The following is a 22,322-nucleotide window of genomic DNA, read 5'->3' on the forward strand; positions in this document are numbered from 1 at the left end:
CGCGAGCAGGCTCGCTCCCACAGTGGATGGGGGGTGCCTGCAATGTTTGTGATCGACGCTGACCCCCTGTGGGAGCGGGCTTGCTCGCGAAGGGGGCGGAACATTCAATATTGATGCTGGCTGACAGATCGCTTTCGCGAGCAAGCCCGCTCCCACATTTGATTGGCGTTGCCCACCTGTTTTGTGATCGGCGCGGAACCCCTGTGGGAGCGAGCCTGCTCGCGATGACGGCGGTACATTCAACATGGGTGGTGGCTGACAATCCGTTATCGCGAGCAGGCTCGCTCCCACAGTTGATTGAGGTATGCCGCATTATTTGTGGCCGGATCCCACAGGGAATCGGGTTTCTGCGGGGAGAGTTGGTGTTCATACCGATCGCCCCGGTTCGCGGCTGATGTGCTGTCCGGCTTCAAGCAGCGTTGAGCAGGCGCGCACCCGGCGGCCATCGCCCAGGCGTACCCAGCAGTCCTGGCAGGCGCCCATCAGGCAGAAACCGGCGCGGGGTTCGGCGCTGAAATCGCTGCCGCGCAGGTGCTCGCTGCAGGTCAGCACGGCGGTCAGCAAGGTGTCGCCGAGCAGGCCACTGGCAGGCTTGCCGTCGAGGGTAAAGTCCAGGGCCGGGCGGTCGCCTTCGGCCAGTCGTTTCAGCAGAGCCATGGCGCCCTCATTGTTTACCCACCAGAACCCGATCCAGGCCATAGACCCGATCAAGCAGAATCATCGTCAGCGCGGTCAGCGCAATCACCAGTGCCGACACCGCCGCCATCATCGGATCGATGGATTCGGTGGCGTACACGTACATGCGCACCGGCAGCGTTTGCGTGGCCGGCGAGGTGACGAAGATCGACAACGTGACCTCATCGAAACTGTTGATGAACGCCAGCAGCCAGCCACCGGCGACCCCCGGCAAAATCATCGGCAAGGTGATTTGCCGAAACAGCGTGAAGCGTCCGGCGCCCAGGGATTGCGCGGCGTGTTCGGCGCTGCGGTCCAGGCCGATGGCCGAGGCCAACACCAGTCGCAGCACGTACGGCGTGATCACCAGCACATGGGCGAAGATCAGCCAGGCGAAGCTGCCGTTGACGCCCATCAGCGCAAACAAGCGCAGCAATGCGACGCCCAGCACCAGATGCGGAATGATGATCGGCGACAGGAACAGACCGTTGAAAAAGTCTCGTCCGGGGAACTCGAATCGAGTGATTGCCAGGGCTGCCGGCACCGCGATCAGCGTCGCCAGCGTGGCGGCGCAGAACGCCAGGATCAGGCTGTTGTAGAACGCATCGACAAAGTCCGCGCGCTCGAACACTGCGCGGAACCAGCGCAGGGAAAACTCCGTGGTCGGCAGGCTCAGGGTGTTTTCCGGGGTGAAGGCGACGAGGCACACCACCACCAGCGGCGCGAGCATGAACAGCACCACCAGGGTATGGAACAGTAGCGCGAAAGGACCGTTTCTGGACATGACGAGTTATCCCAATGACTTCTTGTAGCGGCCTTCGATCATCCGGTTCCACGACAGCATGATCAGCAGGTTGAGCAACAGCAGCGCGACGGCGATGGCCGCGCCCATGGGCCAGTTGAGCTCCGACAGGTACTGGTCGTAGATCAGCGTGGCGACCATCTTTATCCGGCGTCCGCCGAGCAGTCCGGGGATGGCAAATGAACTGGCCGCGAGGCCGAACACGATCAAGGTGCCGGAGAGTACGCCGGGCATGATTTGCGGCAGCACCACTTTGCGCATCACCGTGAGGTGGCTGGCGCCAAGCGACAGCGCGGCTTGTTCGGCGGCCGGGTCGAGTTTTTGCAACGAGGTCCAGACCGGAATGATCATGAACGGCAGCATCACGTGAACCAGCGCGATCACCACGGCGAACGGCGTGTAAAGCAGCTTCATCGGCGAACCGCCGAAGGCTTGCAGCGTCTGGTTGACCAGGCCGTCGGCCCCGAGCAACAGGCTCCAGCCGAAGGCGCGCACCACCACCGAAATCAGCAACGGCGTGAGGATCAGAATCAGGAAAATCGAGCGCCACGGCGCGCCCATGCGGCTGAGGATGTAGGCCTCGGGTACGCCGATCACCACGCAGAGCAGGGTGGTCAGGGCGCTGATCCAAAACGTCCTCAGAAAGATCTCGTAGAAGTACGGATCGCCCAGCAGGCTGCTGTAGTGATCGAGGGTGTAGGCGTCGCTGTTGATTCCCGAGCTGTAGTCGAAGACGTTGAGCGACAGCACCAGCGTCAGCAGCAACGGGATCACCAGCAGACCGAAATACAACGCCAGGGCCGGTGCGGATAACCAATAGCCCTGACGTGCCTGGCGTCCCTGAGGGATGACGGCAAGCGTACTCATGCCGACACCTCGTCGACACTCAGCACCCGCAGCAATGTTGCATCCCAATCGAGGCCGACCGCCGTGCCTTCGATCAAGGGGGCCGAACCGTCGTTGCGACGCACTACGCTGAGTTCGCCCAAGGTTGTCGAGACGCCATACAACCACTGGCTGCCGAGGAAGAAGCGGCTGACGATCTTGCCTTGCAGGCGGCCCAGACCTTTATCCAGCAAGTCGATTTTTTCCGGGCGCAAGCTCAGGGTCAGTTCGCCGTTGCCACGACCGCAGACCTGCGCAACGCCAGTGCTGTCTCGCTCGCCGGGCAGCAGATTGGCCTTGCCGACGAAGCCGGAAATGAACTCGGTGCGCGGGTGTTCGTAGAGGGTGTAGGGCGCGTCGATCTGAGTGATGCGCCCGGCCTGCATCACCACCACCCGATCGCTGATCGACAGCGCTTCGGACTGGTCGTGGGTGACCATGAGTGTAGTGATGCCGACTTCGCGCTGGATGCGGCGGATTTCGAACTGCATCTCTTCGCGCAGATTGGCGTCGAGGTTGGACAGCGGTTCGTCGAGCAGCAGCACCGGCGGCTCGATAACCAGTACCCGGGCCAGCGCAACACGTTGGCGCTGCCCGCCGGAAAGCTCTCGTGGATAACGCTCGGCGTGCAGGTGTAGACGTACCAGTTTCAGCACCCGATCCACCCGTTGCTGCAATTCGCCGTTGGGCACTTTGCGCATGCGCAGGCCGAAGGCGACGTTGTCTTGCACAGTCATGTGCGGGAACAGCGCGTAACTCTGGAACACCACGCCCAGACCGCGACTGGCGGGTTTGGCGTGGGTGATGTCGCGACCGTCCAGGACAATGCGCCCACTGCTGACTTCAACGAAGCCGGCGATCATTTGCAGGGTGGTGGTTTTGCCGCAACCGGAGGGGCCGAGCAAGGAGACGAACTCGCCTTTCTCCACTGACAGATTGGTGGCGACGACCGCGTCGATCTCACCGTAACGTTTGCCGAGGTTTTCAAGTTGCACGAAGGCCATGACTGCGCTCCACCTGAGATTGTTATGCGTCGCCAAAGGCGCGCTTTTTTGTATGGGCAGATACGAAAAGGATGTTGCCGGGGTGCGTTGGCGCTCGACTTCTGTCGGCTGCCGCTGTTGTTCGAATCGCCCCTGATGGACGCAGAGTAGGACGAAGAATAGGATGGGCTCAATGGCCTATTTCACTGAAGCGATGACTATTTTCAGTTTCATTCAGTGAGTAAATTTATTGTCGAGAAATAACATGTCAGATTCCATTAAGCGGAATGAAAATAAAAATGAAGTCGGCGTCGGTGCCGTCTCAAGACTATTTGCGGTGCTGCGCAGTCTGGGTGACACCGTCGAAGGCGGAGAACGCGTGACGCAACTGGCCCGGCGCATTGGTTTATCGCAACCGACCACCCACCGCTTGCTGCGCAGCCTGATGGACGAGGGCATGGTCGAACAGGACGCGCGCAACAAACGCTATCGCCTGAGCCTGGAATTTTTTGCATTGGCGGCACGTGCCGGCAACACCGGCAACTTGCGCGAACTGGCGCGGCCGGCGTTGCTGCGGCTGTCGGCATCATTGGGGGATTCGTTGTTTTTACTGGCACGCAGCGGCTTCGATGCGATCTGTCTGGACCGCAGTGAAGGGCCGTTTCCGATCCGCACCTTTACCGGTGACATCGGCGGGCGGGTGGCGCTTGGTGTGGGGCAGGGCAGCCTGGCGATTCTGGCGTTTCTGCCGGAAGAAGAGCGCGACACAGTGATTCATTACAACCTGCCGCGGCTCAAGGATTTTCACCTGTATGACGAGGTGTTCCTGCGCTCGGAAGTCGAGAATGTGCGCACCCTCGGTTACGCGGGGCGCAACACTGGCGTATTGCAAGGCATGGCTGGGGTGGCCGTGCCGATCCTCGACCGCGAAGGCCGGGCGGTGGCGGCGCTGAGTGTGGCCACGGTCAGCGATCGCCTGGGGCCGGATCGCTTGCCGACGGTGGTGGAGATGCTCAAGCGTGAAGCTGCGCTGATCGGGCCGCGGATCAATCCGTTCGATCCGCTGTTGCGAAGGCCTTCGCAAGTGTTTGGGCAGGGGTGACCACAATTCACAAGTCTCCACCGATCCAAATGTGGGAGCGAGCCTGCTCGCGATTGCGGTGTATCAGTCGATATTAATGTTGAATGTACCGGCCTCATCGCGAGCAGGCTCGCTCCCACAGGGGGGGGTGGTGATCAGAACTGCGCAGTTTGTTTGAGCATCTGCGCCGCCGGCGTATCACTCGGGCTGACCATCGCGTAGTTGTAACCGGCACCCGACCAGTACTCGGCCTGCAACTCACCGTCGCTGCGACTACCGCGAGGCAGCAGGGTGTTTTTCGGTCCGGGTGGACGGACGTAGAAGCTGACTTTATGCCCGCTCTGATCCTCGTACACCACCATTGCCGCCGGCCCTTGTTCAGTGCTGAGCAGCCGCCCGCTGATGGGGGTGTATCCGGCAGCGGTCAGGTTCGGCAGGCGATGGGCCTGGCTGAAATACCGATCGAGCCAACCCTGCATGTCGCCGTCATCGCTGACTTTGTAATCCGCCGGCAGGATGCCTTGCTGGGCAATCAGCCGGTAGGCCTGCATCGCATCGGTCATCGGCAATGGAGCGCTGACCAGGGTCATTTCCCTCGCTTGCCAACCGCTCAAACCGCCGACGCTGACCGCGATCAGCAACACCGCGGCGCTGGCCAGATGGCGGCGCGACTGGTGTTTGACTCGCTGGCGAATCATTGTCGGGTCGAGTTGCGGGTTGGCCGGTTGCTGCAAGGCGCCGCTCAGGGCCGCGCGCAATTGTTGGGCATCGTGTTGCCAGGCGCGTACTTGCGCGGCCACTTCGGTGTTGTTGGCCAGATAAGTCTCCACCCGATGTCGGTCGGCATCGCTGAGTTGGTGATCGACGTAGGCGTGCAGGTCACGCTCGCTGGGAGGCAGGCTGATCATTTGAGTCTCCGCAGAGAAGGGTGGGTGATTTCGCCGTCACTGAGCTGGCGCAAGGCCTGGCGTGCGCGGGACAGGCGCGACATCACGGTGCCGATGGGGACGTCGAGAATCTCGGCGACCTCCTTATAGCTCAAGCCTTCCACCGACACCCAGAGCAGCAGCGCACGCTGTTCGGTGCTGAGCTGATCGAAGGCTTGCAGGGTCGATTGGGCGATCACCGTGCGTTCTGCCGAAGGCTGCGCATCATCACGGCCGGTAAAGAATTCGAGCATCCGCGCATAACGCCGGGAGCGGCGATGGGCGTCGAGAAACTGTCGATAAAGAATCGAAAACAGCCAGGCACGCAAGTCGCCCTCGGGACGTTTGTCGCCCCAACTCGACAGCGCGCGCTCAAGGCAGGCCTGCACCAGATCATCGGCGCTGCTGGGGTTGCGCGTCAGCGATACGGCGAAACGCCGCAGCCTGGGAATGACTTCCCTGAGTTGTTCGTCGATATCGTTCATGAAGTTCTGACCAGTCACTACGCTGTGGTGAGTGTTCAGGAAGACGCCTGGCATTCGAGGTTATTCCACGCCTGGAAAAATAAACACCGGGCGATGGAATAAACCTTGGCGCGGTTCGTCTGCCTGATTCTTCTCACTTGTGGCCGATGGCCCTGGAGTCATTCATGGTAGATCGCTCATCACCGCCAACGGGACCTGACCGGCCACCGCTGAGTGCCGCGAGCCTGACGTTGCGCCTGACCGGCATTGTCGTGGTGGTCGCCGCGCTGGCCGGGGCTTTTGCCTACGTCAACGGCACATTGGACCCACAACGCCTGACGCCAAAAGCCTTGGTCAATGTGCTGGAGAAAAACAACGGTGTGCATCCGGGGTTTCGTCGCAATCATGCCAAAGGCGTGTGCGTGATCGGGCATTTCGAGAGCAGCAGCCAGGCGCGCGAGTATTCCAGCGCCCAAGTGTTCAGCGAAGCGCGGACCCCGGTGGTCGGGCGTTTCGCGCTGCCTGCCGGCAATCCTTACGCGCCGGACAATAGCGTGCCGATCCGCAGCCTGGCGTTGCGTTTCACCCAGGCCAACGGTCAGCAGTGGCGCACCGGGATGAACAGCATGCCGGTGTTCCCGGTGGGTACACCGGAGGCGTTCTATCAGCTGCAACAGGCACAATCACCGGACCCGGCTACCGGCAAACCGAACCCTGGGGCTGTTCCGGCATTCTTCGGTTCTCATCCGGAAGCCGCGCCATTTCTGGCCTGGATCAAAACCGCCAAACCTTCGGCCAGTTACGCGACGGAAACCTATAACAGTGTCAACGCGTTTTACCTGGTGAGCGCGGTCGGTCACCGGCAAGCGGTGCGTTGGAGCATGACGCCAGTGGCTCAGGATGCGACAGGTGCAACGGCCCCCGAGGGCGGTGATTTTCTCGAGAAAGATCTGGTGAAGCGTTTGTCCGCCGGCCCGCTGCGTTGGCAGTTGAACATCACCTTGGCGAACCCCGAGGATCCGGTCAACGACGCGAGCAAGGCCTGGCCCGACGGCCGCAAAGTGCTGAACGCCGGCACTCTGGTGCTCGAAAGTACCCAGCCGCAACTCAATGGCGAGTGCCGTGACATCAACTACGACCCACTGGTATTACCCAGCGGTATCGAAGGCTCCGATGACCCGTTACTCGCTGCTCGCTCAGCGGGTTACGCCAGTTCCTACTTGCGTCGTACCAGCGAAGTCAGCCAGTTGCCCGCCGCTAAACAGGAGGCTCAACAATGAGTACCCAACCGAATCATTTCGCGCCGTTGGCGCGGCTGCTGCACTGGCTGATGGCGCTGATGATCATCTCGATGCTGTTTATCGGCGCGGGCATGGTTGCCTCGGTGTCCGAGCGCCATCAGTGGCTGATCCATCTGCACAAACCTTTGGGGGTCGCGATTCTGTTGCTGGTGATCGTGCGTCTGGCCGTGCGTTTTTCGACCCGGCAACCACCACTGCCGGCGGACCTGCCGGGTTGGCAAGCGCTCGCGGCCAAGGCTTCGCATATCTTGTTGTACGCCTTGATGCTGATTTTGCCGCTGCTGGGCTGGGCGATGATTTCGGCGGCTGGCGATCCGGTGATGCTCAGTAGTTCGTTGCAGTTGCCGTCGATCCTGCCGGCGAATGCCCAGGTGTTTGCGTTTCTGCGCAAGGCGCATGGGTATCTGGCGTATCTGCTGTTTCTGACTGTGCTGTTGCATTTGGCGGCGGCGTTGTTTCATGGTTGGGTGCGTCGGGATGATGTGCTGAACAGCATGTTGCGGGGTAAGGATCGCGGCTGATCCCAGCAGCCGCAGCTAAATACTGTGGATGTACGCGATCAATGTAGGAGCTGCCGAAGGCTGCGATCTTTTGATCTTGGGGACACCTTCGATTTCTAAGATCAAAAGATCGCAGCCTTCGGCAGCTCCTACGCGTCAGCGTGAAGCTGCTTCCATAGGTTGGTCCTTTGTGGCCAACGTCATCCACCAGTAAATCAACGCCACGGCATTGATCCCCCCTCCCAACAGGCACACTCCAAGCCATCCGGCCCAGGCATACATCGCCGTCGAACCGATAGAACCCAAGGCGCTGCCGATCGAATAGAACAGCATGTAGCCAGCGGTGAGTCGGCTTTGCGCTTCGGGGCGCACGCTATAGATCATGCTCTGGCTGGTGACATGAACGGCTTGCAAGCCCAGATCCAGCGTAATCACCCCGAGCAGCAGCGCCCATAACGAAGATTGGGTGAGTGCGATGGGCAGCCATGAGGCGAGCATCAGCAGCAACGACAGTCCACTGGTCCATTGACCCAGACCGCGATCGGCAAGATGCCCGGCGCGAGCGGCGGCTAGCGCACCGGCGGCTCCGGCCAGGCCGAACAGCCCGATTTCGGTGTGGGAAAGTGAAAGCGGCGGGGCACTCAGCGGTAATACCAAGGGTGTCCATAGCACCATGGCGCTGGCGAAGGTCAGCAGGGCGAGCATGGCCCGTTGACGCAATACCGGTTCTTCCTTGAACAACGTGAATACCGAGCCGATCAACACGCCGTAAGCGCTATCCGGTCGCGCATCTTCGTGCTTGGGCAGCACACGAAACAACAGCAGCGCCATCACCAGGGTCAACCCGGCGGACAACAGATAAATCGAACGCCAACCGGCCAGATCGGCCATGCCGCCCGCCACCGTTCGTGCCAACAGAATGCCGACGACAATGCCGCTGGTGATCACGCCCACCACACGTCCACGTTGCGCCGGGATGGCCAGGGTCGCGGCGTAGGCCACCAGGACTTGCGTCACGACCGCCAGTAATCCGGTCAGCGCCATGCCGAGCAACAGCCAGATGCTGTTCGACGCTAATGCAATCATCAACAAGGCCAGCGCCGACAGCAGGGTTTGCACGACGATCAGCCGGCGACGGTTGAGCAGATCCCCTAGCGGAACCAGCAACAACAGACCCACGCCATAACCGATCTGGGTAAGAGTGACGACGATACCGATGGTTGCCGGTTCCATGGCGAAGGCTTCGGCCATGGCATCGAGCAGCGGTTGTGCGTAATACACATTGCCGACGGCCAGGCCGCAGGCGACGGAAAATAGCAGCACCACTGCGCCGCTCAGTGGGTGGTCACGTTTCATCACAGGCTTCCTTGTGTGGTTTCAAAATAAAACCAGTTGTACGGTAGGGAGTCTGGTTTTATATTGCAACCACATTTGTTGCCGGCGGACGCGGTCATGGTTAAACGTACAAGCATGGAAGGCGCCGAATGCCCGGTCGCCCGTTCACTGGATGCGATTGGTGATTGGTGGTCGTTATTGATCGTGCGCGATGCGTTCGATGGCCTGCGGCGATTCGGTGAGTTCCAGCGCAATCTGGGCATGGCCAAAAACATTCTCTCGGCACGCCTGCGCACGTTGGTGGCTCACGGGATTTTCGATTTGGTGCCTGCGTCGGACGGCAGCGCGTATCAGGAATACGTGCTGACGGAGAAGGGCAAGGGGCTGTTCCCGTTGATCATCGGGTTACGGCAGTGGGGCGAGGCGTTTTTCTATGAGGCGGGGGAGGCACATTCGCGGGTTGTCGATCGTGAGAACGGTCGACCCGTGCGGGCTCTGGAATTGCGTGCCGAGGATGGGCGTTTGTTGGGGCCGGAGGATTGTGTGCGGATTGTGGCTGAGTAAAAAATCAAAAGATTAAAAGATCGCAGCCTTCGCCAGCTCCTACAGGCGTACACAAAACCCTGTAGGAGCTGGCGAAGCCTGCGATCTTTTGATCTTAAATAATCAGCGCAAGGTATCGACCATGTCGGTGATGGTCGTCAGCACATCCTTGCCCAACTGCTTCGAGCGTTTGCCGGACCAGCCGGTCAGCGGGTTCGGTGCGTCGTTGTGGTCTTTGAAGGGCATTTCCAGGGTCAGCGACAGGCAGTCGAACTTCTGACCGACGCTGTTGCAGGCCAGGGTCATGTTGGCTTTGCCAGGCTCGTCGCGGGTGTAACCGTGTTTGGTCTGGAAGTCTTTGGTCTGGTGTTTCAGATGACTGCGGAAATGTTCTTCGAGTTTTTCGATCCGCGACGTATAGCCCGGGTTGCCTTCGCAACCGGCGGTGAACACGTGGGGGATTTCTTCATCGCCATGGATGTCGAGGAACAGGTCGACGCCATACTTTTCCATCTGCTGCTGAACGAACAACACTTCCGGGCTGATTTCCTGGCTGGCGCTCTGCCATGCACGATTCAGGTCCTGGCCCATGGCGTTGGTGCGTAAATGACCGTGGAAGGCACCGTCCGGGTTCATGTTCGGCACCAGGTACAGGTCGGCACTGGCCAGGAGTTTTTTCAGCACCGGGTCATCGTGTTTTTCCAGGCGCTCGATCACGCCTTCCATGAACCATTCAGCCATGTGTTCGCCGGGGTGTTGCTGGGCGATGATCCAGACCTTGCGCTGACCTTCGGCACCCGTACCTTTGCGCAACAACTGGATGTCGCGACCTTCAACGCTCTTGCCGGTGGCCAGCAGTTCGGTACCGGTCTTGGTCAGGGCCTGTTCGATCAGCCAGTCATGGCGGCCACGGCTGTAGGGTTCGAAGTAGGCGAACCAGGCATGGGTGGCAGTGGCTTCGAGGCTGAAACGCAGGCAGTCGCCTTCGAAGATGGTTGGCACCCGGAACCAGTTGACGTGGTCATAGGACGCCACCGCCTGATAGCCATCCCAGGCTTTGTTGTACGAGGATTTGCTGGCGTTGTTCAGACGAAACCAATGATCTTGACCGACGTGCAGACCGCTGGCCTTGAAATGGAACCACTGGAAGTGCTGGCTGCGGGTGTCTGGCTTGATCGCCAGCAGCGCTTGCAGCGGATTGCTGATGTCCAGCACTTCGATGTTGCCGCTGTCGAAGTTTGCGCTGATGTCGAAAGAAGATTTACCCACGGCCATAATCGGTTCCTGAATATGATTTTTATGGCTGCTACTTTACACGCAAGGGAGGGAGAAACCGGGGGGAAATTGCGGGGATAAAAAGGGGGGGCGTCCTCCTTGACGCCGATGCAGCTTAGAGACTGTGAAAGTGATTCTCAAGTGCTATTTTCGTTAGTTTGGCCCAACGCTGCCGGGCTTCTCTTGCCAGCAGATATTCTTTTGATATCATCCGCGCCAATCGAATTCGCAGCACCTACAGACTTCATTAGCCTGAAGCTCAAAGCCAGATTAACTGGCAAAAAAAGACCCGGCAAAAAGCCGGGTCAAAAACCGTGATTAGCCTGATGAGGAGATAGTCCAGGAGACCGACCTAAGGTCCCTTGGGCCATCGACTGATCTCGCGACCAGATGCATGCAATAATAATCATTATCATTTGCAAGTCAAATGTTTTTATCTGCGCGATTGGAGAATGTCCTGTCCACCTCCTGAGCGCTTCGTCCTCAATCGTTCTGATTGCCCTCCAGGGACCGGTCGACCATCGCCTTGGCCATGTCGATCATATGCACCGTCGAAAACGCCAGATCCCGGCTTGCACCCTGCAGCTGGTTGGCTGATTCATGCGCGGTGGCGGCGGCACATCGCAACAGATCCGAAGCATGGACCAGTGCCTCTTCGCTGCTGATGTTACGGTTCACATCAAAGAAACGTTCTTCGCCGGCCTCTTCTGACACAGCTGGTTTCAAGTAATAGTCCAGCGCCCGCTGCGCGGCAGCAGAGCCTTTTGGCGAGTTGAGCGTCGTGTCGAATTGCATGTCGGGCAGGGTAATGCTGGGGATGGTCATGACGATGGCAAGCTCCGTGATAGATTCAAATCCGTGAGCCCAGCTTAGTACGTACTGTATTTGTGTCTTGAATTTAAATACTACAATTTGTGTTTTGTTGGTCGGAGTACCCCACGTATCGTGCCGCACATGGATAAATGGATTGAATTGGTCAAGGCCAAAATGAGTGAACTCAAAGTCACTCAAGAGATACTCGCCGAGCGCATCGGAATGTCCCAGGGCGGCGTCGGCCATTGGCTGAATAAACGTCGTCAACCCGGCATCCAAGAGATGAACCGTGTCTTGCAGGCGCTGGGGATGGACTATCTGGAAGTCGCGATGGTGATCAGGGAACCGCAGATCTCACAGGATGAAGAGATCTCTCTGACGCAGAAGTACAACCCGTACTTTCGCTACCCGGTCAGTGACTGGCGGGAAACCGGGGAGGTGCGCGACGGCGAGTTATTGAGCTACGGCGCTTCATCGGCTGTCAGCAAGCCGCGCTTCGAGCTGTCCGATTACCATGCACAGGGCGCGGCGTTCTGGCTGGTGGTGGTCGGCGATGCGATGACCGCACCCACGGGTGTGAGCATTGCTGCGGACATGTTGATTCTGGTGGACCCGGCCATCGTGCCGGAGCCTGGCAAACTGGTGATCGCCCAATGGCCCGGGAGCGCCGAGGCGGTTTTTCGCAAACTGATCGAAGAGGGCGGGCAGCGTTATCTGGTCCCGCTCAATCCGACCTATCCGAAAGCCCTTTACACCGAAGAGTGCCGAATCATCGGCGTGGTGGTTCAGGCGACTGCCAAATTCTAATCAGATCGGTCCTCGAAAGGCGTAGGACCGATCTTCATTTCATGCTTGTTCCAACTCCACCAACGCACTGCCTTCGCTGACCATCTCGCCTTCCTGGCAATACAGCGCCTTGATAATCCCAGCGTGGGGCGCGCGAATGCTGTGCTCCATTTTCATCGCTTCCAGCACCACCAATTGCGCCCCGGCTTCGACCGTTTGCCCGGCCTCCACCAGCACTCGCACGATGCTGCCGTTCATGGGCGCGGTGAGGCCGCCCTGATGGCTGTGGCTGGCTTCGACAGCACCGATCGGGTCATATGGCTCGATGCGGCGCAGCTCACCGTCCCATTGCAGATACAGCATATCGCCACGGCGGATTGCCCGATGCTGGCGGCGCAAGCCGTTGTGTTCGGTCAGCAGGTATTCACCCTTGAGCTGTGCGGTATGAGCGTCGGCATCACCCAGGGTCAGCGCCCGGTCTTGCCCTTCGCAAATCAAATGCAGGGTGATTTCTGTCGGCAGTCCGGCACGGAATCCGTTGCCGATACCCCAAGGCGAACTCAGGTCATCAGCGCGGGTTGTGCTCGGCTGGCTCTGGGCAAATGCCTGCGCGGCCGCTTGCCAGAATTCATCGCTGAGGTTTGAAGGTGCTGGCAGCAGTTGTTCCTGATAACGCGGAATGAACCCTGTATCGAGTTCAGCCGCGGCAAATGCAGGGTGGCCGATGATTCGGCGCAGGAAGTTGATGTTGGTTTTCAGCCCGCCAATGGCAAACTCATCAAGCATGCTCAGCAAACGCAGCCGCGCCTGTTCACGGTCTTCGCCCCAGGCAATCAGCTTGCCGAGCATCGGGTCGTAGAACGGCGAAATCTCGTCGCCTTCTTCAACGCCACTGTCCACGCGACGACCCGGTCCTTCGGCGGATTCGCGGTACAACGCCAGATGCCCGGTGGCTGGCAGAAAATCGTTGCCCGGGTCTTCGGCATACAGCCGCACTTCGATCGCATGACCGTTCAGTGGCACCTGATCCTGGGTCATCGGCAGCGCTTCACCACGGGCTACGCGAATCTGCCAGGCCACCAGGTCGAGGCCGGTGATGGCTTCGGTGACCGGGTGCTCGACTTGCAGGCGCGTGTTCATCTCCATGAAGAAGAACTCACCGCGCGCATCCAGCAAAAACTCCACGGTGCCGGCGCCGACGTAACCGATGGCCTGTGCCGAGCGCACGGCGGCTTCGCCCATGGCCCGACGCAGTTCCGGGCTCAGACCCGGAGCCGGGGCTTCTTCGACGACTTTCTGATGCCGGCGCTGGATCGAGCAATCACGTTCATTGAGGTACAGGCAGTTGCCATGCTGGTCGGCGAACACCTGGATTTCCACGTGGCGTGGCTTGAGCAGGTACTTCTCCACCAACATCCGCGAGTCGCCGAACGACGACTGCGCTTCACGTTGCGCCGAGGCCAGGGCTTCGGCCAGTTGGCTGACGTCCTCGACCACTTTCATGCCTTTTCCGCCACCGCCCGCCGTGGCCTTGAGCAGCACCGGATAACCGATGCGTTCGCAGGCGTCGCGGAAGGTGTCGAGGTCTTGGGCTTCGCCGTGGTAGCCGGGCACCAGTGGCACACCTGCGGTTTCCATCAAGGCTTTGGCCGCGGACTTGCTGCCCATGGCGTCAATGGCCGAGGCGGGCGGGCCGAGGAAGATCAGGCCGGCCGCTTCGATTGCGCGGGCGAACCCGGCGTTTTCCGAGAGAAAGCCATAACCGGGATGAATCGCCTGAGCGCCGCTGGCTTTCGCGGCAGCGATCAGTTTGTCGATTTGCAGGTAACTGTCGGCGGCTTTGCTGCCGCCCAGGTCGACGCGGAGATCCGCTTCGCGGCTGTGCCGGGCATCACGGTCTGTGGCGCTATGCACGGCCACGGTGGTCAGGCCCAGAGCCTTGGCGGTGCGCATCACTCGGCAAGCGATTTCACCGCGGTTAGCCACCAACAGGGTGGTGAGAACAGGTGCGCTCATCAACGCGGCTCCTTGAGGGTGTTTTCGGCTTGCCAGTTCGGCGGACGTTTTTGCAGGAAGGCGCGCAGGCCTTCCTGGCCTTCGGGGCTGACGCGGATTCGGGCGATGGCGTTCTCGGTGTAGCGCCGAAGCGCCGGGGTCAGCGCGCCGTGGCCGACTTCACGCAGCAAATCCTTGCTGGCGCGCATGGCCGCCGGGCTGTTGAGCAGCAGGTTGTCGATCCACTGATCGACTTTCTGCTCCAGCTCAGCCATCGGGTAGCTCTCCGACAACAAGCCGATTTCCCGAGCCCGCTGCCCGCCGAAACGTTCGGCGGTCAAGGCATAGCGCCGTGCCGCGCGTTCGCCAATGGCTTGCACCACGAACGGGCTGATGACCGCCGGCGCGAGGCCGATGCGCACTTCCGACAGGCAGAACTGCGCGTCGTCGGCACCGATGGCCATGTCGCAGCAACTGATCAGACCCAGCGCACCGCCATAGGCCGCGCCTTGCACTACCGCCACGGTCGGAATTTTCAGCTTGGCGAGGTTGTACATCAACTCCGCGAGTTCCCGGGCGTCGTCGAGGTTGGTGTGGTAATCGAGTTCGGCCGATTGCTGCATCCAGGCCAGATCGGCGCCGGCGCTGAAATGCTTGCCGCGCCCACGGATCAGCAGAAAACGCAGACTGGCATCGCTCGACACTTTGTCCAGCGCGAGGATCAGTTCGCGGATCATTTCGGCGTTGAAGGCGTTGTTTTTTTCTTCACGGCTGAGCCACAAGGTCGCAAAACCCCTTGGATCGCTCAGCAGTTCGAGGGTGTTGAAGTCGCTCATATTCATCCGTCTCCACAACTCATGTGAGAGCGGGCTTGCTCGCGAACGCGATAACCGGTTTTACGATTGCTTCGCAATCGAACGGGGGCAAGCCCCCTCGCCACACAAGCCCGCTCTCACAGAAAATCACATCCGGAACACGCCGAAGCGGCTCGGTTCGATAGGCGCGTTCAGCGACGCCGACAAGGCCAGGGCCAACACGTCACGGGTCTGCGCCGGGTCGATAACACCGTCGTCCCACAGTCGAGCGCTGGAATAATAGGGGTGCCCCTGTTCTTCGTATTGATCGAGGATCGGTTGCTTGATCTCGGCTTCCTGCTCGGCGCTGAACCCATGGCCACTGCGCTCGGCCTGCTCACGTTTGACCTGCACCAGCACGCCCGCTGCCTGTTCGGCCCCCATCACCCCAATCCGTGCGTTCGGCCACATCCACAGGAAGCGTGGATCGTAGGCCCGACCGCACATGCCGTAGTTACCGGCGCCGAAGCTGCCGCCGATGATCACGGTGAATTTCGGCACCTTGGCGCACGCCACGGCGGTCACCAGTTTCGCGCCGTGCTTGGCGATACCGCCGGCTTCGTATTTCTGGCCGACCATGAAGCCGGTGATGTTTTGCAGGAACAGCAATGGAATGCCGCGCTGGCAGGCCAGTTCAATAAAGTGCGCGCCTTTCTGCGCGGCTTCGGCGAACAGGATGCCGTTGTTGGCGAGGATCGCGATCGGGTAACCGTGCAGGTGGGCAAAGCCGCAGACCAGCGTAGTGCCGAACAATGCCTTGAATTCATCGAACACCGAGCCGTCCACCAGGCGCGCGATCACTTCGCGCACGTCGAACGGTTGCTTGGCGTCCGCCGACACCACGCCGTATAACTCGTCGCTGCTGTACAGCGGCGCGATCGGCGTGCGTTGTTGCAGTTCACCGAGCTTGCGCCAATTGAGGTTTGCGACACTGCGGCGGGCCAATGCGAGGGCGTGTTCATCACTCTCGGCGTAATGGTCGGCGACCCCGGAAATCTTGCAATGCACATCGGCCCCGCCAAGGTCTTCGGCGCTGACCACTTCACCCGTCGCGGCCTTCACCAGCGGTGGGCCGGCGAGGAAAATCGTTGCCTGCTGACGGACCATGATTGCTTCATCGGCCATCGCTGGTACATAAGCGCCACCGGCGGTGCAGGAGCCCATGACCACCGCAATCTGCGGAATGCCCATGGCGCTCATGTTGGCCTGGTTGAAGAAGATCCGCCCGAAGTGTTCGCGGTCCGGAAACACTTCATCCTGACGCGGCAGGTTGGCGCCACCGGAGTCCACCAGATAAATGCACGGCAGGCGATTCTGTTGGGCGATGGTCTGCGCGCGAAGATGTTTTTTCACCGTCAGCGGATAGTACGAGCCGCCTTTCACGGTGGCATCGTTGGCGACGATCATGCATTCGACGCCTTCCACCCGACCGATTCCGGCGATCACGCCAGCGGCGGGAACGTCTTCGCCGTACACCGCGTAGGCGGCCAGTTGACTGATCTCGAGAAATGGCGAGCCCGAATCGAGCAGGCGATTGATCCGTTCCCGCGGCAGCAGTTTGCCTCGCGAGGTGTGGCGTTCTTGAGCCTTCGGGCCGCCACCTTGCTGCACTTGCGCAAGCAGGGTGTGCAGGGCGTCGACCTGCTTGAGCATCGCTGCGCTATTGGCCGCGAACTCCGCCGAACGGGGATTGAGCTGGGTATGCAGGATAGCCATGTGCAGCTCCGTTTAGCGGGTTTCGTTGAACAGTTCGCGACCGATGAGCATGCGACGGATCTCACTGGTACCGGCGCCGATTTCATACAGCTTGGCGTCACGCAGCAGACGACCGGCCGGGAATTCGTTGATGTAGCCGTTGCCACCGAGAATCTGGATCGCGTCGAGGGCCATTCGGGTCGCGCATTCGGCGCTGTAGAGGATGACTCCGGCGGCGTCCTTGCGGGCGGTTTCGCCGCGCTCGCACGCCTGGGCCACTGCATACAGGTAGGCGCGGCTGGCATTGAGTTGGGTGTACATGTCGGCGACTTTGCCCTGGATCAGCTGGAATTCGCCGATGCTCTGGCCGAACTGTTTGCGGTCGTGGATGTACGGAACGATCAGGTCCATGCAGGCCTGCATGATCCCGGTCGGGCCGCCCGAGAGCACAACGCGCTCATAGTCGAGGCCGCTCATTAGCACTTTCACGCCGCCGTTGAGCACGCCGAGGATGTTTTCTTCCGGGACTTCGACGTCATCGAAAAACAGCTCGCAGGTGTTCGAACCGCGCATGCCGAGTTTGTCGAACTTGTTGCTGCGGCTGAAGCCTTTGGAATCACGTTCAACGATGAACGCGGTGATGCCGTGCGGGCCTTTTTCCAGGTCGGTCTTGGCGTAGATCACATAGGTGTTGGCGTCGGGGCCGTTGGTGATCCAGGTTTTGCTGCCGTTGAGCACGTAGTGATCACCACGTTTGTCGGCGCGCAGTTTCATCGAGACCACGTCGGAGCCGGCATTCGGTTCGCTCATGGCCAAGGCACCGATGTGCTCGCCGCTGATCAGTTTCGGCAGGTATTTGCTTTTCTGCTCGTGAGTGCCGTTGCGGTTGATCTGGTTGACGCACAGGTTGGAGTGGGCGCCGTAGGACAGGGCGACCGAGGCCGAACCACGGCTGATTTCTTCCATGGCGACGACGTGCGCCAGGTAACCCAGGCCAGCACCGCCGTACTCTTCCGGTACGGTAATGCCGAGCAGGCCCATGTCGCCGAATTTGCGCCACAGGTCGGCGGGGAACAGGTTGTCGATGTCGATCTGAGCGGCGCGCGGGGCGATCTCTTTGGCGACGAAGGACTGAACCTGATCGCGCAGCATGTCGATGGTTTCACCGAGGGCAAAGTTCAGGGATGGGTAGCTCATGGGGCACCTTTTGGCTTTTTTGTAGGGTGGGGAGGGCACTGATTCGACTCTCACCTTTACGTTAACGTAAGCCTGTGACGAATGGCTGTCAATCACCCTTTACGTTAACGTCAACTTTAGCGAGAGTAGAGCCAGTTCTGAAAGACTGTGGCGAGGGAGCTTGCTCCCGCTCGGCTGCGAAGCAGTCGTGAAATCAGCAATCAGGTGCTGCCTGACACACCTCCGTTGCTGATTTTGCGACCGCTTCGCGCTCGAGCGGGAGCAAGCTCCCTCGCCACACAAGCCTCGTTCCTACAATAAAGACAATAGGGGTCGTCATGGATCAACCCAGTGCAAGCCCGCAGCGCAGCTATACCCGTGGTTCCCAGGACAAAGCCTTGCTGGCGATGACCATCGGTCAGGCGTTCGATAACACGGTCGCGCAATACCCGAACGGGGAGGCGCTGGTCGTGCGCCATCAACAGCTGCGTTACACCTGGCAGCAGTTGGCAGAAACCGTCGACCTGCACGCCAGAGCGTTGTTGGCGCTGGGCTTGCAGACTGGTGACCGGCTCGGCATCTGGGCGCCGAATTGTGCCCAGTGGTGCATCAGCCAGTTCGCCAGCGCGAAAATCGGTGTGATTCTGGTCAACATCAATCCGGCTTACCGCAGTTCCGAACTCGAATACGTGTTGAAGCAGTCCGGTTGCCAATGGCTGGTCTGTGCCGGTGCCTTCAAGACCTCCGACTATCACGGCATGTTGCAAGGGCTGGTACCGGAATTGGCGGAGCAATCCATCGGCCAGTTGCAGAGCGAACGCCTGCCGGAACTGCGCGGGGTGATCAGCCTGGATGCGCAGCCGCCATCGGGTTTCCTGCCGTGGTCGCAGCTGACCGATCTGGCGGCCAGCGTGTCGGTCGAGCAATTGCGCGAACGCCAGGACAGTCTGCATTTCGATCAAGCGGTAAACATCCAGTACACCTCCGGCACCACCGGTTTCCCCAAGGGCGCGACCCTCAGCCACTACAACATTCTCAACAACGGTTACATGGTCGGCGAAAGCCTCGGGCTGACGGCCAATGATCGGCTGGTGATTCCGGTGCCGCTGTATCACTGCTTCGGCATGGTCATGGGCAATCTTGGCTGCGTCACCCATGCCAGCACCATGATTTACCCCAACGACGCCTTCGATCCTTTGCTGACGCTGAGCACCGTCGCCGAAGAAAAAGCCACCGCGCTTTACGGCGTGCCGACCATGTTCATCGCCATGCTCGATCAGCCCAAGCGCGCCGAGTTTGATTTGTCGAGCCTGCGCACCGGGATCATGGCCGGGGCGACCTGTCCGATCGAGGTGATGCGCCGGGTTATCAGCGAAATGCACATGAGCGAAGTGCAGATTGCCTACGGCATGACGGAAACCAGCCCTGTGTCTTTGCAGACCGGTCCGTCAGACGAACTGGAATTGCGCGTCACCACCGTCGGCCGCACCCAGCCGCAACTGGAAAGCAAAATCATCGACGAGGCGGGCAACCTGGTGCCGCGCGGCACCATTGGTGAGCTGTGTACTCGGGGTTACAGCGTGATGCTCGGTTACTGGAATAACCCGCAAGGCACCGCCGAGGCTATCGATGAGGCGGGTTGGATGCACACCGGCGATCTGGCGAGCATGAACGACGAAGGCTATGTGTGCATCGCCGGGCGTAACAAGGACATGATCATTCGCGGCGGTGAGAATGTTTACCCAAGGGAGCTGGAAGAGTTCTTCTTCACCCACCCGGCGATAGCCGACGTGCAGGTGATCGGCATTCCTTGCTCCCGCTACGGCGAAGAGATCGTCGCCTGGATCAAATTCCACCCCGGCCACAGCGCCACCGAGCAGGAACTGCAAGCCTGGTGCAAGGAGCGCATCGCGCACTTCAAGACACCGCGTTATTTCAAGTTCGTCGAGGAGTTTCCGATGACGGTGACTGGCAAGATCCAGAAGTTTCGGATGCGAGAGATCAGCATTGAGGAGCTGCGAGGTCATCACGCCTGACCACAACTCCTTGTGGGAGCGAGCCTGCTCGCGATGACGGCAGCACATCCAATATAGATGTCGACTGAACCACCGCTATCGCGAGCAGGCTCGCTCCCACAGGGGGCGCAGTGGAAATGGCAAACACGAGAAAGCACAAAGGGGAGCCGAAGCTCCCCTTTAATTTTGTCGTACGTGCTCTTTTTTTATTATTGAGGGGCGGTCTGTTGTTGTTTTTGGCAACCGTGGCCCTTTACCGCTGTTTTTGTCGATCCCCATCCGGGATCAAGAGCAAACGTATTTTTTTGAGCGCTGATCTACTTTTTCGCTAAGCGATCCAACCAGTTCGGGAGCTACCTGAAGGTAGTTTTATTGTTCTCTGCCCGGTTGCGGGTTACTTCGAAAAGCACCCTGAAAAGCACATCCTCTCCAAAAAAATCTGTTAGCTGCGTCTCTGCCGTGTTGTTCTTGTTATGTCAGAGTCGTTACGTCTTATTTTTATTGGTTTGCAGTTTTTATTCTTGTTATGCCATAGAGATAGCAGAAGCCGTGCCAACTTTTAAAAACCCTTTAAATTCAATGATTTGAGTTTTTATTAGGATTTTTCATCCAACCCAAGCCCGACAATTTGTTTCCGTGTTACTCGTTTCCGCCCACGTTTCAGAACGTGCGGTAACACCCGGACACATCCACCCTGTCACTGTGCGCTGCGGGCCTTGGCCACGCGCGAACCGGTAGGGCGCCCCAGCACTGCGCAAATCTGTTGGCCGGCCCGAATCAAGGCGTCCAGGTCGATTCCGGTCTCGATACCCAAGCCGTTGAGCAGGTAAACCACATCTTCGGTCGCGACATTACCGCTGGCGCCCTTGGCGTACGGGCAGCCGCCGAGGCCGGCAATGGAGCTGTCGAACACGGCAATGCCTTCCAGCAGGCTGGCGTAGATGTTGGCCATGGCCTGGCCATAGGTATCGTGAAAGTGCCCGGCCAGTTTTTCACGCGGTACGTCGGCCGAAACCACTTCGAACATCTTGCGGGTTGCGCCAGCGGTGCCGGTGCCGATGGTGTCTCCCAGCGAAACCTCGTAGCAGCCCATGGCATAGAGCTCGCGAGCGACCCGGGCGACTTGTGCAGGCGCGACATCACCCTCGTAAGGGCAGCCCAGCACGCAGGACACGTAACCGCGCACGCTGACGCCGTGTTGTTTGGCGGCATCCATGATCGGTACGAAACGCTCCAGGCTCTCGCTGATCGAGCAATTGATGTTGCGCCGGGAAAACGCCTCGGACGCTGCGGCGAATACGGCAACTTCCTTCACCCCGGCGGCGATGGCGTCTTCAAAGCCCCGCAGGTTGGGGGCGAGGGCGCCATAGGTCACGCCCGGCTTGCGCTGGATCTGCGCGAAGACCTCGGCGGAGCCGGCCATTTGCGGCACCCACTTGGGCGAGACGAAACTGCCGACTTCTATATAACCCAGGCCTGCGGCGGTCAGCGCGTCGACCAGTTGCACCTTGTCCGCAACGCTGATGGGCTGGGGTTCGTTTTGCAGACCGTCGCGAGGGCCGACTTCGACCAGGCGTACGTGGGTGGGTAGAGACATGGGAATCGACCTGTGTTGATTGTCTGAATGTTCAGAGAACCCTGTGGGAGCGAGCCTGCTCGCGATAGCGCCGGGTCAGTCGACATGAGTGTTGAATGCGCTACCGCCATCGCGAGCAGGCTCGCTCCCACAATGGGATTGTTAAACCGCTTGCTGGCTCTTGATCGTCTGTTCCAGCGCCTGGGTACAGCGCTCTTCAGCCGTGTCGAGTTCCAGTTTCATCTGTTCGATGTCCAGCAATTGCTGTTCAAGCTGTTCCCGACGCTCGGCGATTTTCGCCAGCATGCTGTGCAGTTGCTTGGTGTTACCGCTGGAGGGGTCATAGAGCTCGATCAGCTCGCGGCATTCGGCCAGCGAAAAACCAATGCGCTTACCCCGCAGGATCAGTTTCAGGCTGACCTTGTCACGGGGCGAATAAATGCGTTCCTGGCCGCGACGCTCGGGGCTGAGCAGGCCTTGCTCTTCATAGAAGCGAATGGCCCGGGTGGTGATGTCGAGCTCGCGGGCGAGGTCGGAAATGCTATAGGTCTGGCTGCTCATGAAAGCGCTCGAAAAAGGTCATGGCGCTAAGCTAATGGCAGGTTGACGTTTACGTCAAGGGGCATGGAGCGTCGGTGTGCT

At 59.8% G+C, this 22,322-nt stretch carries 21 protein-coding genes; 6 read left to right on the plus strand and 15 right to left on the minus strand.

The window, feature by feature from the left end; all coding sequences use genetic code 11:
• Positions 1–366: 366 nt before the first annotated feature.
• The 4 genes from BK662_RS12325 to BK662_RS12340 are packed head-to-tail and all read right to left on the minus strand — an operon-like array spanning position 367 to position 3,366.
• On the minus strand, positions 367–657 hold the full coding sequence (locus tag BK662_RS12325) for a (2Fe-2S)-binding protein (RefSeq protein ID WP_095053128.1): 291 nt from the start codon (positions 655–657) through the stop codon (positions 367–369).
• Between the two features lie 7 nt (positions 658–664).
• Entirely contained in the window at positions 665–1,459 is a 795-nt protein-coding gene (locus BK662_RS12330) for an ABC transporter permease (protein WP_007896923.1), read from the minus strand.
• A gap of 6 nt (positions 1,460–1,465) precedes the next feature.
• Positions 1,466–2,344 carry an ABC transporter permease gene (locus tag BK662_RS12335; RefSeq protein WP_123358290.1) on the minus strand — a complete coding sequence of 293 codons (879 nt, stop codon included), beginning with the start codon at positions 2,342–2,344 and terminating at the stop codon, positions 1,466–1,468.
• Positions 2,341–3,366: an ABC transporter ATP-binding protein gene (locus BK662_RS12340; protein WP_123358291.1), complete on the minus strand. Its 1,026-nt coding sequence runs from the start codon at positions 3,364–3,366 to the stop codon at positions 2,341–2,343. Before BK662_RS12340 ends, BK662_RS12335 begins: the two co-directional genes overlap by 4 nt.
• A 244-nt stretch (positions 3,367–3,610) precedes the next feature.
• Between BK662_RS12340 and BK662_RS12345 the strand changes: the two genes are divergently transcribed.
• Positions 3,611–4,447 (plus strand): IclR family transcriptional regulator, encoded by an 837-nt coding sequence (locus BK662_RS12345; protein WP_123358292.1) that lies wholly within the window; start codon positions 3,611–3,613, stop codon positions 4,445–4,447.
• A gap of 134 nt (positions 4,448–4,581) precedes the next feature.
• On the opposite strand, the gene BK662_RS12350 is transcribed toward BK662_RS12345, so the two are convergent.
• Together BK662_RS12350 and BK662_RS12355 are read right to left on the minus strand one after the other, a co-directional pair.
• Entirely contained in the window at positions 4,582–5,334 is a 753-nt protein-coding gene (locus tag BK662_RS12350; RefSeq protein WP_123358293.1) for an anti-sigma factor family protein, read from the minus strand.
• A complete protein-coding gene (locus BK662_RS12355; RefSeq protein WP_048396953.1) occupies positions 5,331–5,837 on the minus strand; it encodes an RNA polymerase sigma factor in 507 nt (168 codons plus the stop codon). The genes BK662_RS12350 and BK662_RS12355 overlap by 4 nt, the downstream gene beginning before the upstream one ends.
• Positions 5,838–6,001: 164 nt before the next feature.
• Here BK662_RS12355 and BK662_RS12360 point away from each other — a divergent pair, with 164 nt between their 5' ends.
• Both BK662_RS12360 and BK662_RS12365 read left to right on the plus strand, forming a co-directional pair.
• On the plus strand, positions 6,002–7,096 hold the full coding sequence (locus tag BK662_RS12360; protein WP_123358294.1) for a catalase family peroxidase: 1,095 nt from the start codon (positions 6,002–6,004) through the stop codon (positions 7,094–7,096).
• A complete protein-coding gene (locus BK662_RS12365) occupies positions 7,093–7,638 on the plus strand; it encodes a cytochrome b (RefSeq protein WP_123358295.1) in 546 nt (181 codons plus the stop codon). The genes BK662_RS12360 and BK662_RS12365 overlap by 4 nt, the downstream gene beginning before the upstream one ends.
• Positions 7,639–7,773: 135 nt before the next feature.
• Here the strand turns inward: BK662_RS12365 and BK662_RS12370 are convergent, their stop codons facing one another.
• The gene (locus BK662_RS12370; protein ID WP_123358296.1) at positions 7,774–8,973 is read right to left on the minus strand and encodes an MFS transporter; all 1,200 of its coding nucleotides are present in this window, start codon (positions 8,971–8,973) and stop codon (positions 7,774–7,776) included.
• Positions 8,974–9,069: 96 nt separating this feature from the next.
• On the opposite strand from BK662_RS12370, the gene BK662_RS12375 reads away from it, so the two are divergent.
• Positions 9,070–9,516 (plus strand): winged helix-turn-helix transcriptional regulator, encoded by a 447-nt coding sequence (locus BK662_RS12375; protein ID WP_123358421.1) that lies wholly within the window; start codon positions 9,070–9,072, stop codon positions 9,514–9,516.
• Positions 9,517–9,618: 102 nt separating this feature from the next.
• On the opposite strand, the gene BK662_RS12380 is transcribed toward BK662_RS12375, so the two are convergent.
• Together BK662_RS12380 and BK662_RS12385 are read right to left on the minus strand one after the other, a co-directional pair.
• Complete coding sequence (locus BK662_RS12380; RefSeq protein ID WP_123358297.1) at positions 9,619–10,770, minus strand: M14 family metallopeptidase; 1,152 nt, start codon at positions 10,768–10,770, stop codon at positions 9,619–9,621.
• A gap of 483 nt (positions 10,771–11,253) precedes the next feature.
• The gene (locus BK662_RS12385) at positions 11,254–11,595 is read right to left on the minus strand and encodes a DUF6124 family protein (protein WP_123358298.1); all 342 of its coding nucleotides are present in this window, start codon (positions 11,593–11,595) and stop codon (positions 11,254–11,256) included.
• A gap of 129 nt (positions 11,596–11,724) precedes the next feature.
• Here BK662_RS12385 and BK662_RS12390 point away from each other — a divergent pair, with 129 nt between their 5' ends.
• Positions 11,725–12,390: a LexA family protein gene (locus tag BK662_RS12390; protein WP_123358299.1), complete on the plus strand. Its 666-nt coding sequence runs from the start codon at positions 11,725–11,727 to the stop codon at positions 12,388–12,390.
• Positions 12,391–12,429: 39 nt separating this feature from the next.
• On the opposite strand, the gene BK662_RS12395 is transcribed toward BK662_RS12390, so the two are convergent.
• The 4 genes from BK662_RS12395 to BK662_RS12410 all read right to left on the minus strand — a co-directional run bounded on the left by BK662_RS12395 (position 12,430) and on the right by BK662_RS12410 (position 18,110).
• Positions 12,430–14,385 carry an acetyl/propionyl/methylcrotonyl-CoA carboxylase subunit alpha gene (locus tag BK662_RS12395; protein WP_123358300.1) on the minus strand — a complete coding sequence of 652 codons (1,956 nt, stop codon included), beginning with the start codon at positions 14,383–14,385 and terminating at the stop codon, positions 12,430–12,432.
• Complete coding sequence (locus BK662_RS12400; RefSeq protein ID WP_123358301.1) at positions 14,385–15,200, minus strand: gamma-carboxygeranoyl-CoA hydratase; 816 nt, start codon at positions 15,198–15,200, stop codon at positions 14,385–14,387. Before BK662_RS12400 ends, BK662_RS12395 begins: the two co-directional genes overlap by 1 nt.
• A gap of 126 nt (positions 15,201–15,326) precedes the next feature.
• Complete coding sequence (locus BK662_RS12405; RefSeq protein ID WP_123358302.1) at positions 15,327–16,934, minus strand: carboxyl transferase domain-containing protein; 1,608 nt, start codon at positions 16,932–16,934, stop codon at positions 15,327–15,329.
• Positions 16,935–16,946: 12 nt separating this feature from the next.
• Positions 16,947–18,110 (minus strand): isovaleryl-CoA dehydrogenase, encoded by a 1,164-nt coding sequence (locus BK662_RS12410; protein WP_007904074.1) that lies wholly within the window; start codon positions 18,108–18,110, stop codon positions 16,947–16,949.
• 317 nt (positions 18,111–18,427) lie between these two features.
• On the opposite strand from BK662_RS12410, the gene BK662_RS12415 reads away from it, so the two are divergent.
• A complete protein-coding gene (locus BK662_RS12415) occupies positions 18,428–20,125 on the plus strand; it encodes an AMP-binding protein (protein WP_123358303.1) in 1,698 nt (565 codons plus the stop codon).
• A 676-nt stretch (positions 20,126–20,801) separates the two neighbouring features.
• Here the strand turns inward: BK662_RS12415 and BK662_RS12420 are convergent.
• Positions 20,802–21,701, minus strand: coding sequence for a hydroxymethylglutaryl-CoA lyase (locus BK662_RS12420; RefSeq protein WP_123358304.1), 900 nt, complete (start codon positions 21,699–21,701; stop codon positions 20,802–20,804).
• A 141-nt stretch (positions 21,702–21,842) separates the two neighbouring features.
• Positions 21,843–22,241: a MerR family transcriptional regulator gene (locus tag BK662_RS12430; protein WP_052967733.1), complete on the minus strand. Its 399-nt coding sequence runs from the start codon at positions 22,239–22,241 to the stop codon at positions 21,843–21,845.
• Positions 22,242–22,322 lie beyond the last annotated feature (81 nt).

The organism is Pseudomonas frederiksbergensis (assembly GCF_003732275.1).
GTDB lineage: Bacteria > Pseudomonadota > Gammaproteobacteria > Pseudomonadales > Pseudomonadaceae > Aquipseudomonas > Aquipseudomonas frederiksbergensis_H.

Excerpts from the sequence above, each read along its gene's own strand:
- BK662_RS12325 (WP_095053128.1), bottom strand. The coding sequence starts at position 657 with ATGGCTCTGCTGAAACGACTGGCCGAAGGCGACCGCCCGGCCCTGGAC.
- BK662_RS12330 (WP_007896923.1), bottom strand. The coding sequence starts at position 1,459 with ATGTCCAGAAACGGTCCTTTCGCGCTACTGTTCCATACCCTGGTGGTG.
- BK662_RS12335 (WP_123358290.1), bottom strand. The coding sequence starts at position 2,344 with ATGAGTACGCTTGCCGTCATCCCTCAGGGACGCCAGGCACGTCAGGGC.
- BK662_RS12340 (WP_123358291.1), bottom strand. The coding sequence starts at position 3,366 with ATGGCCTTCGTGCAACTTGAAAACCTCGGCAAACGTTACGGTGAGATC.
- BK662_RS12345 (WP_123358292.1), top strand. The coding sequence starts at position 3,611 with ATGTCAGATTCCATTAAGCGGAATGAAAATAAAAATGAAGTCGGCGTC.
- BK662_RS12350 (WP_123358293.1), bottom strand. The coding sequence starts at position 5,334 with ATGATCAGCCTGCCTCCCAGCGAGCGTGACCTGCACGCCTACGTCGAT.
- BK662_RS12355 (WP_048396953.1), bottom strand. The coding sequence starts at position 5,837 with ATGAACGATATCGACGAACAACTCAGGGAAGTCATTCCCAGGCTGCGG.
- BK662_RS12360 (WP_123358294.1), top strand. The coding sequence starts at position 6,002 with ATGGTAGATCGCTCATCACCGCCAACGGGACCTGACCGGCCACCGCTG.
- BK662_RS12365 (WP_123358295.1), top strand. The coding sequence starts at position 7,093 with ATGAGTACCCAACCGAATCATTTCGCGCCGTTGGCGCGGCTGCTGCAC.
- BK662_RS12370 (WP_123358296.1), bottom strand. The coding sequence starts at position 8,973 with ATGAAACGTGACCACCCACTGAGCGGCGCAGTGGTGCTGCTATTTTCC.
- BK662_RS12375 (WP_123358421.1), top strand. The coding sequence starts at position 9,070 with ATGGTTAAACGTACAAGCATGGAAGGCGCCGAATGCCCGGTCGCCCGT.
- BK662_RS12380 (WP_123358297.1), bottom strand. The coding sequence starts at position 10,770 with ATGGCCGTGGGTAAATCTTCTTTCGACATCAGCGCAAACTTCGACAGC.
- BK662_RS12385 (WP_123358298.1), bottom strand. The coding sequence starts at position 11,595 with ATGACCATCCCCAGCATTACCCTGCCCGACATGCAATTCGACACGACG.
- BK662_RS12390 (WP_123358299.1), top strand. The coding sequence starts at position 11,725 with ATGGATAAATGGATTGAATTGGTCAAGGCCAAAATGAGTGAACTCAAA.
- BK662_RS12395 (WP_123358300.1), bottom strand. The coding sequence starts at position 14,385 with ATGAGCGCACCTGTTCTCACCACCCTGTTGGTGGCTAACCGCGGTGAA.
- BK662_RS12400 (WP_123358301.1), bottom strand. The coding sequence starts at position 15,200 with ATGAGCGACTTCAACACCCTCGAACTGCTGAGCGATCCAAGGGGTTTT.
- BK662_RS12405 (WP_123358302.1), bottom strand. The coding sequence starts at position 16,934 with ATGGCTATCCTGCATACCCAGCTCAATCCCCGTTCGGCGGAGTTCGCG.
- BK662_RS12410 (WP_007904074.1), bottom strand. The coding sequence starts at position 18,110 with ATGAGCTACCCATCCCTGAACTTTGCCCTCGGTGAAACCATCGACATG.
- BK662_RS12415 (WP_123358303.1), top strand. The coding sequence starts at position 18,428 with ATGGATCAACCCAGTGCAAGCCCGCAGCGCAGCTATACCCGTGGTTCC.
- BK662_RS12420 (WP_123358304.1), bottom strand. The coding sequence starts at position 21,701 with ATGTCTCTACCCACCCACGTACGCCTGGTCGAAGTCGGCCCTCGCGAC.
- BK662_RS12430 (WP_052967733.1), bottom strand. The coding sequence starts at position 22,241 with ATGAGCAGCCAGACCTATAGCATTTCCGACCTCGCCCGCGAGCTCGAC.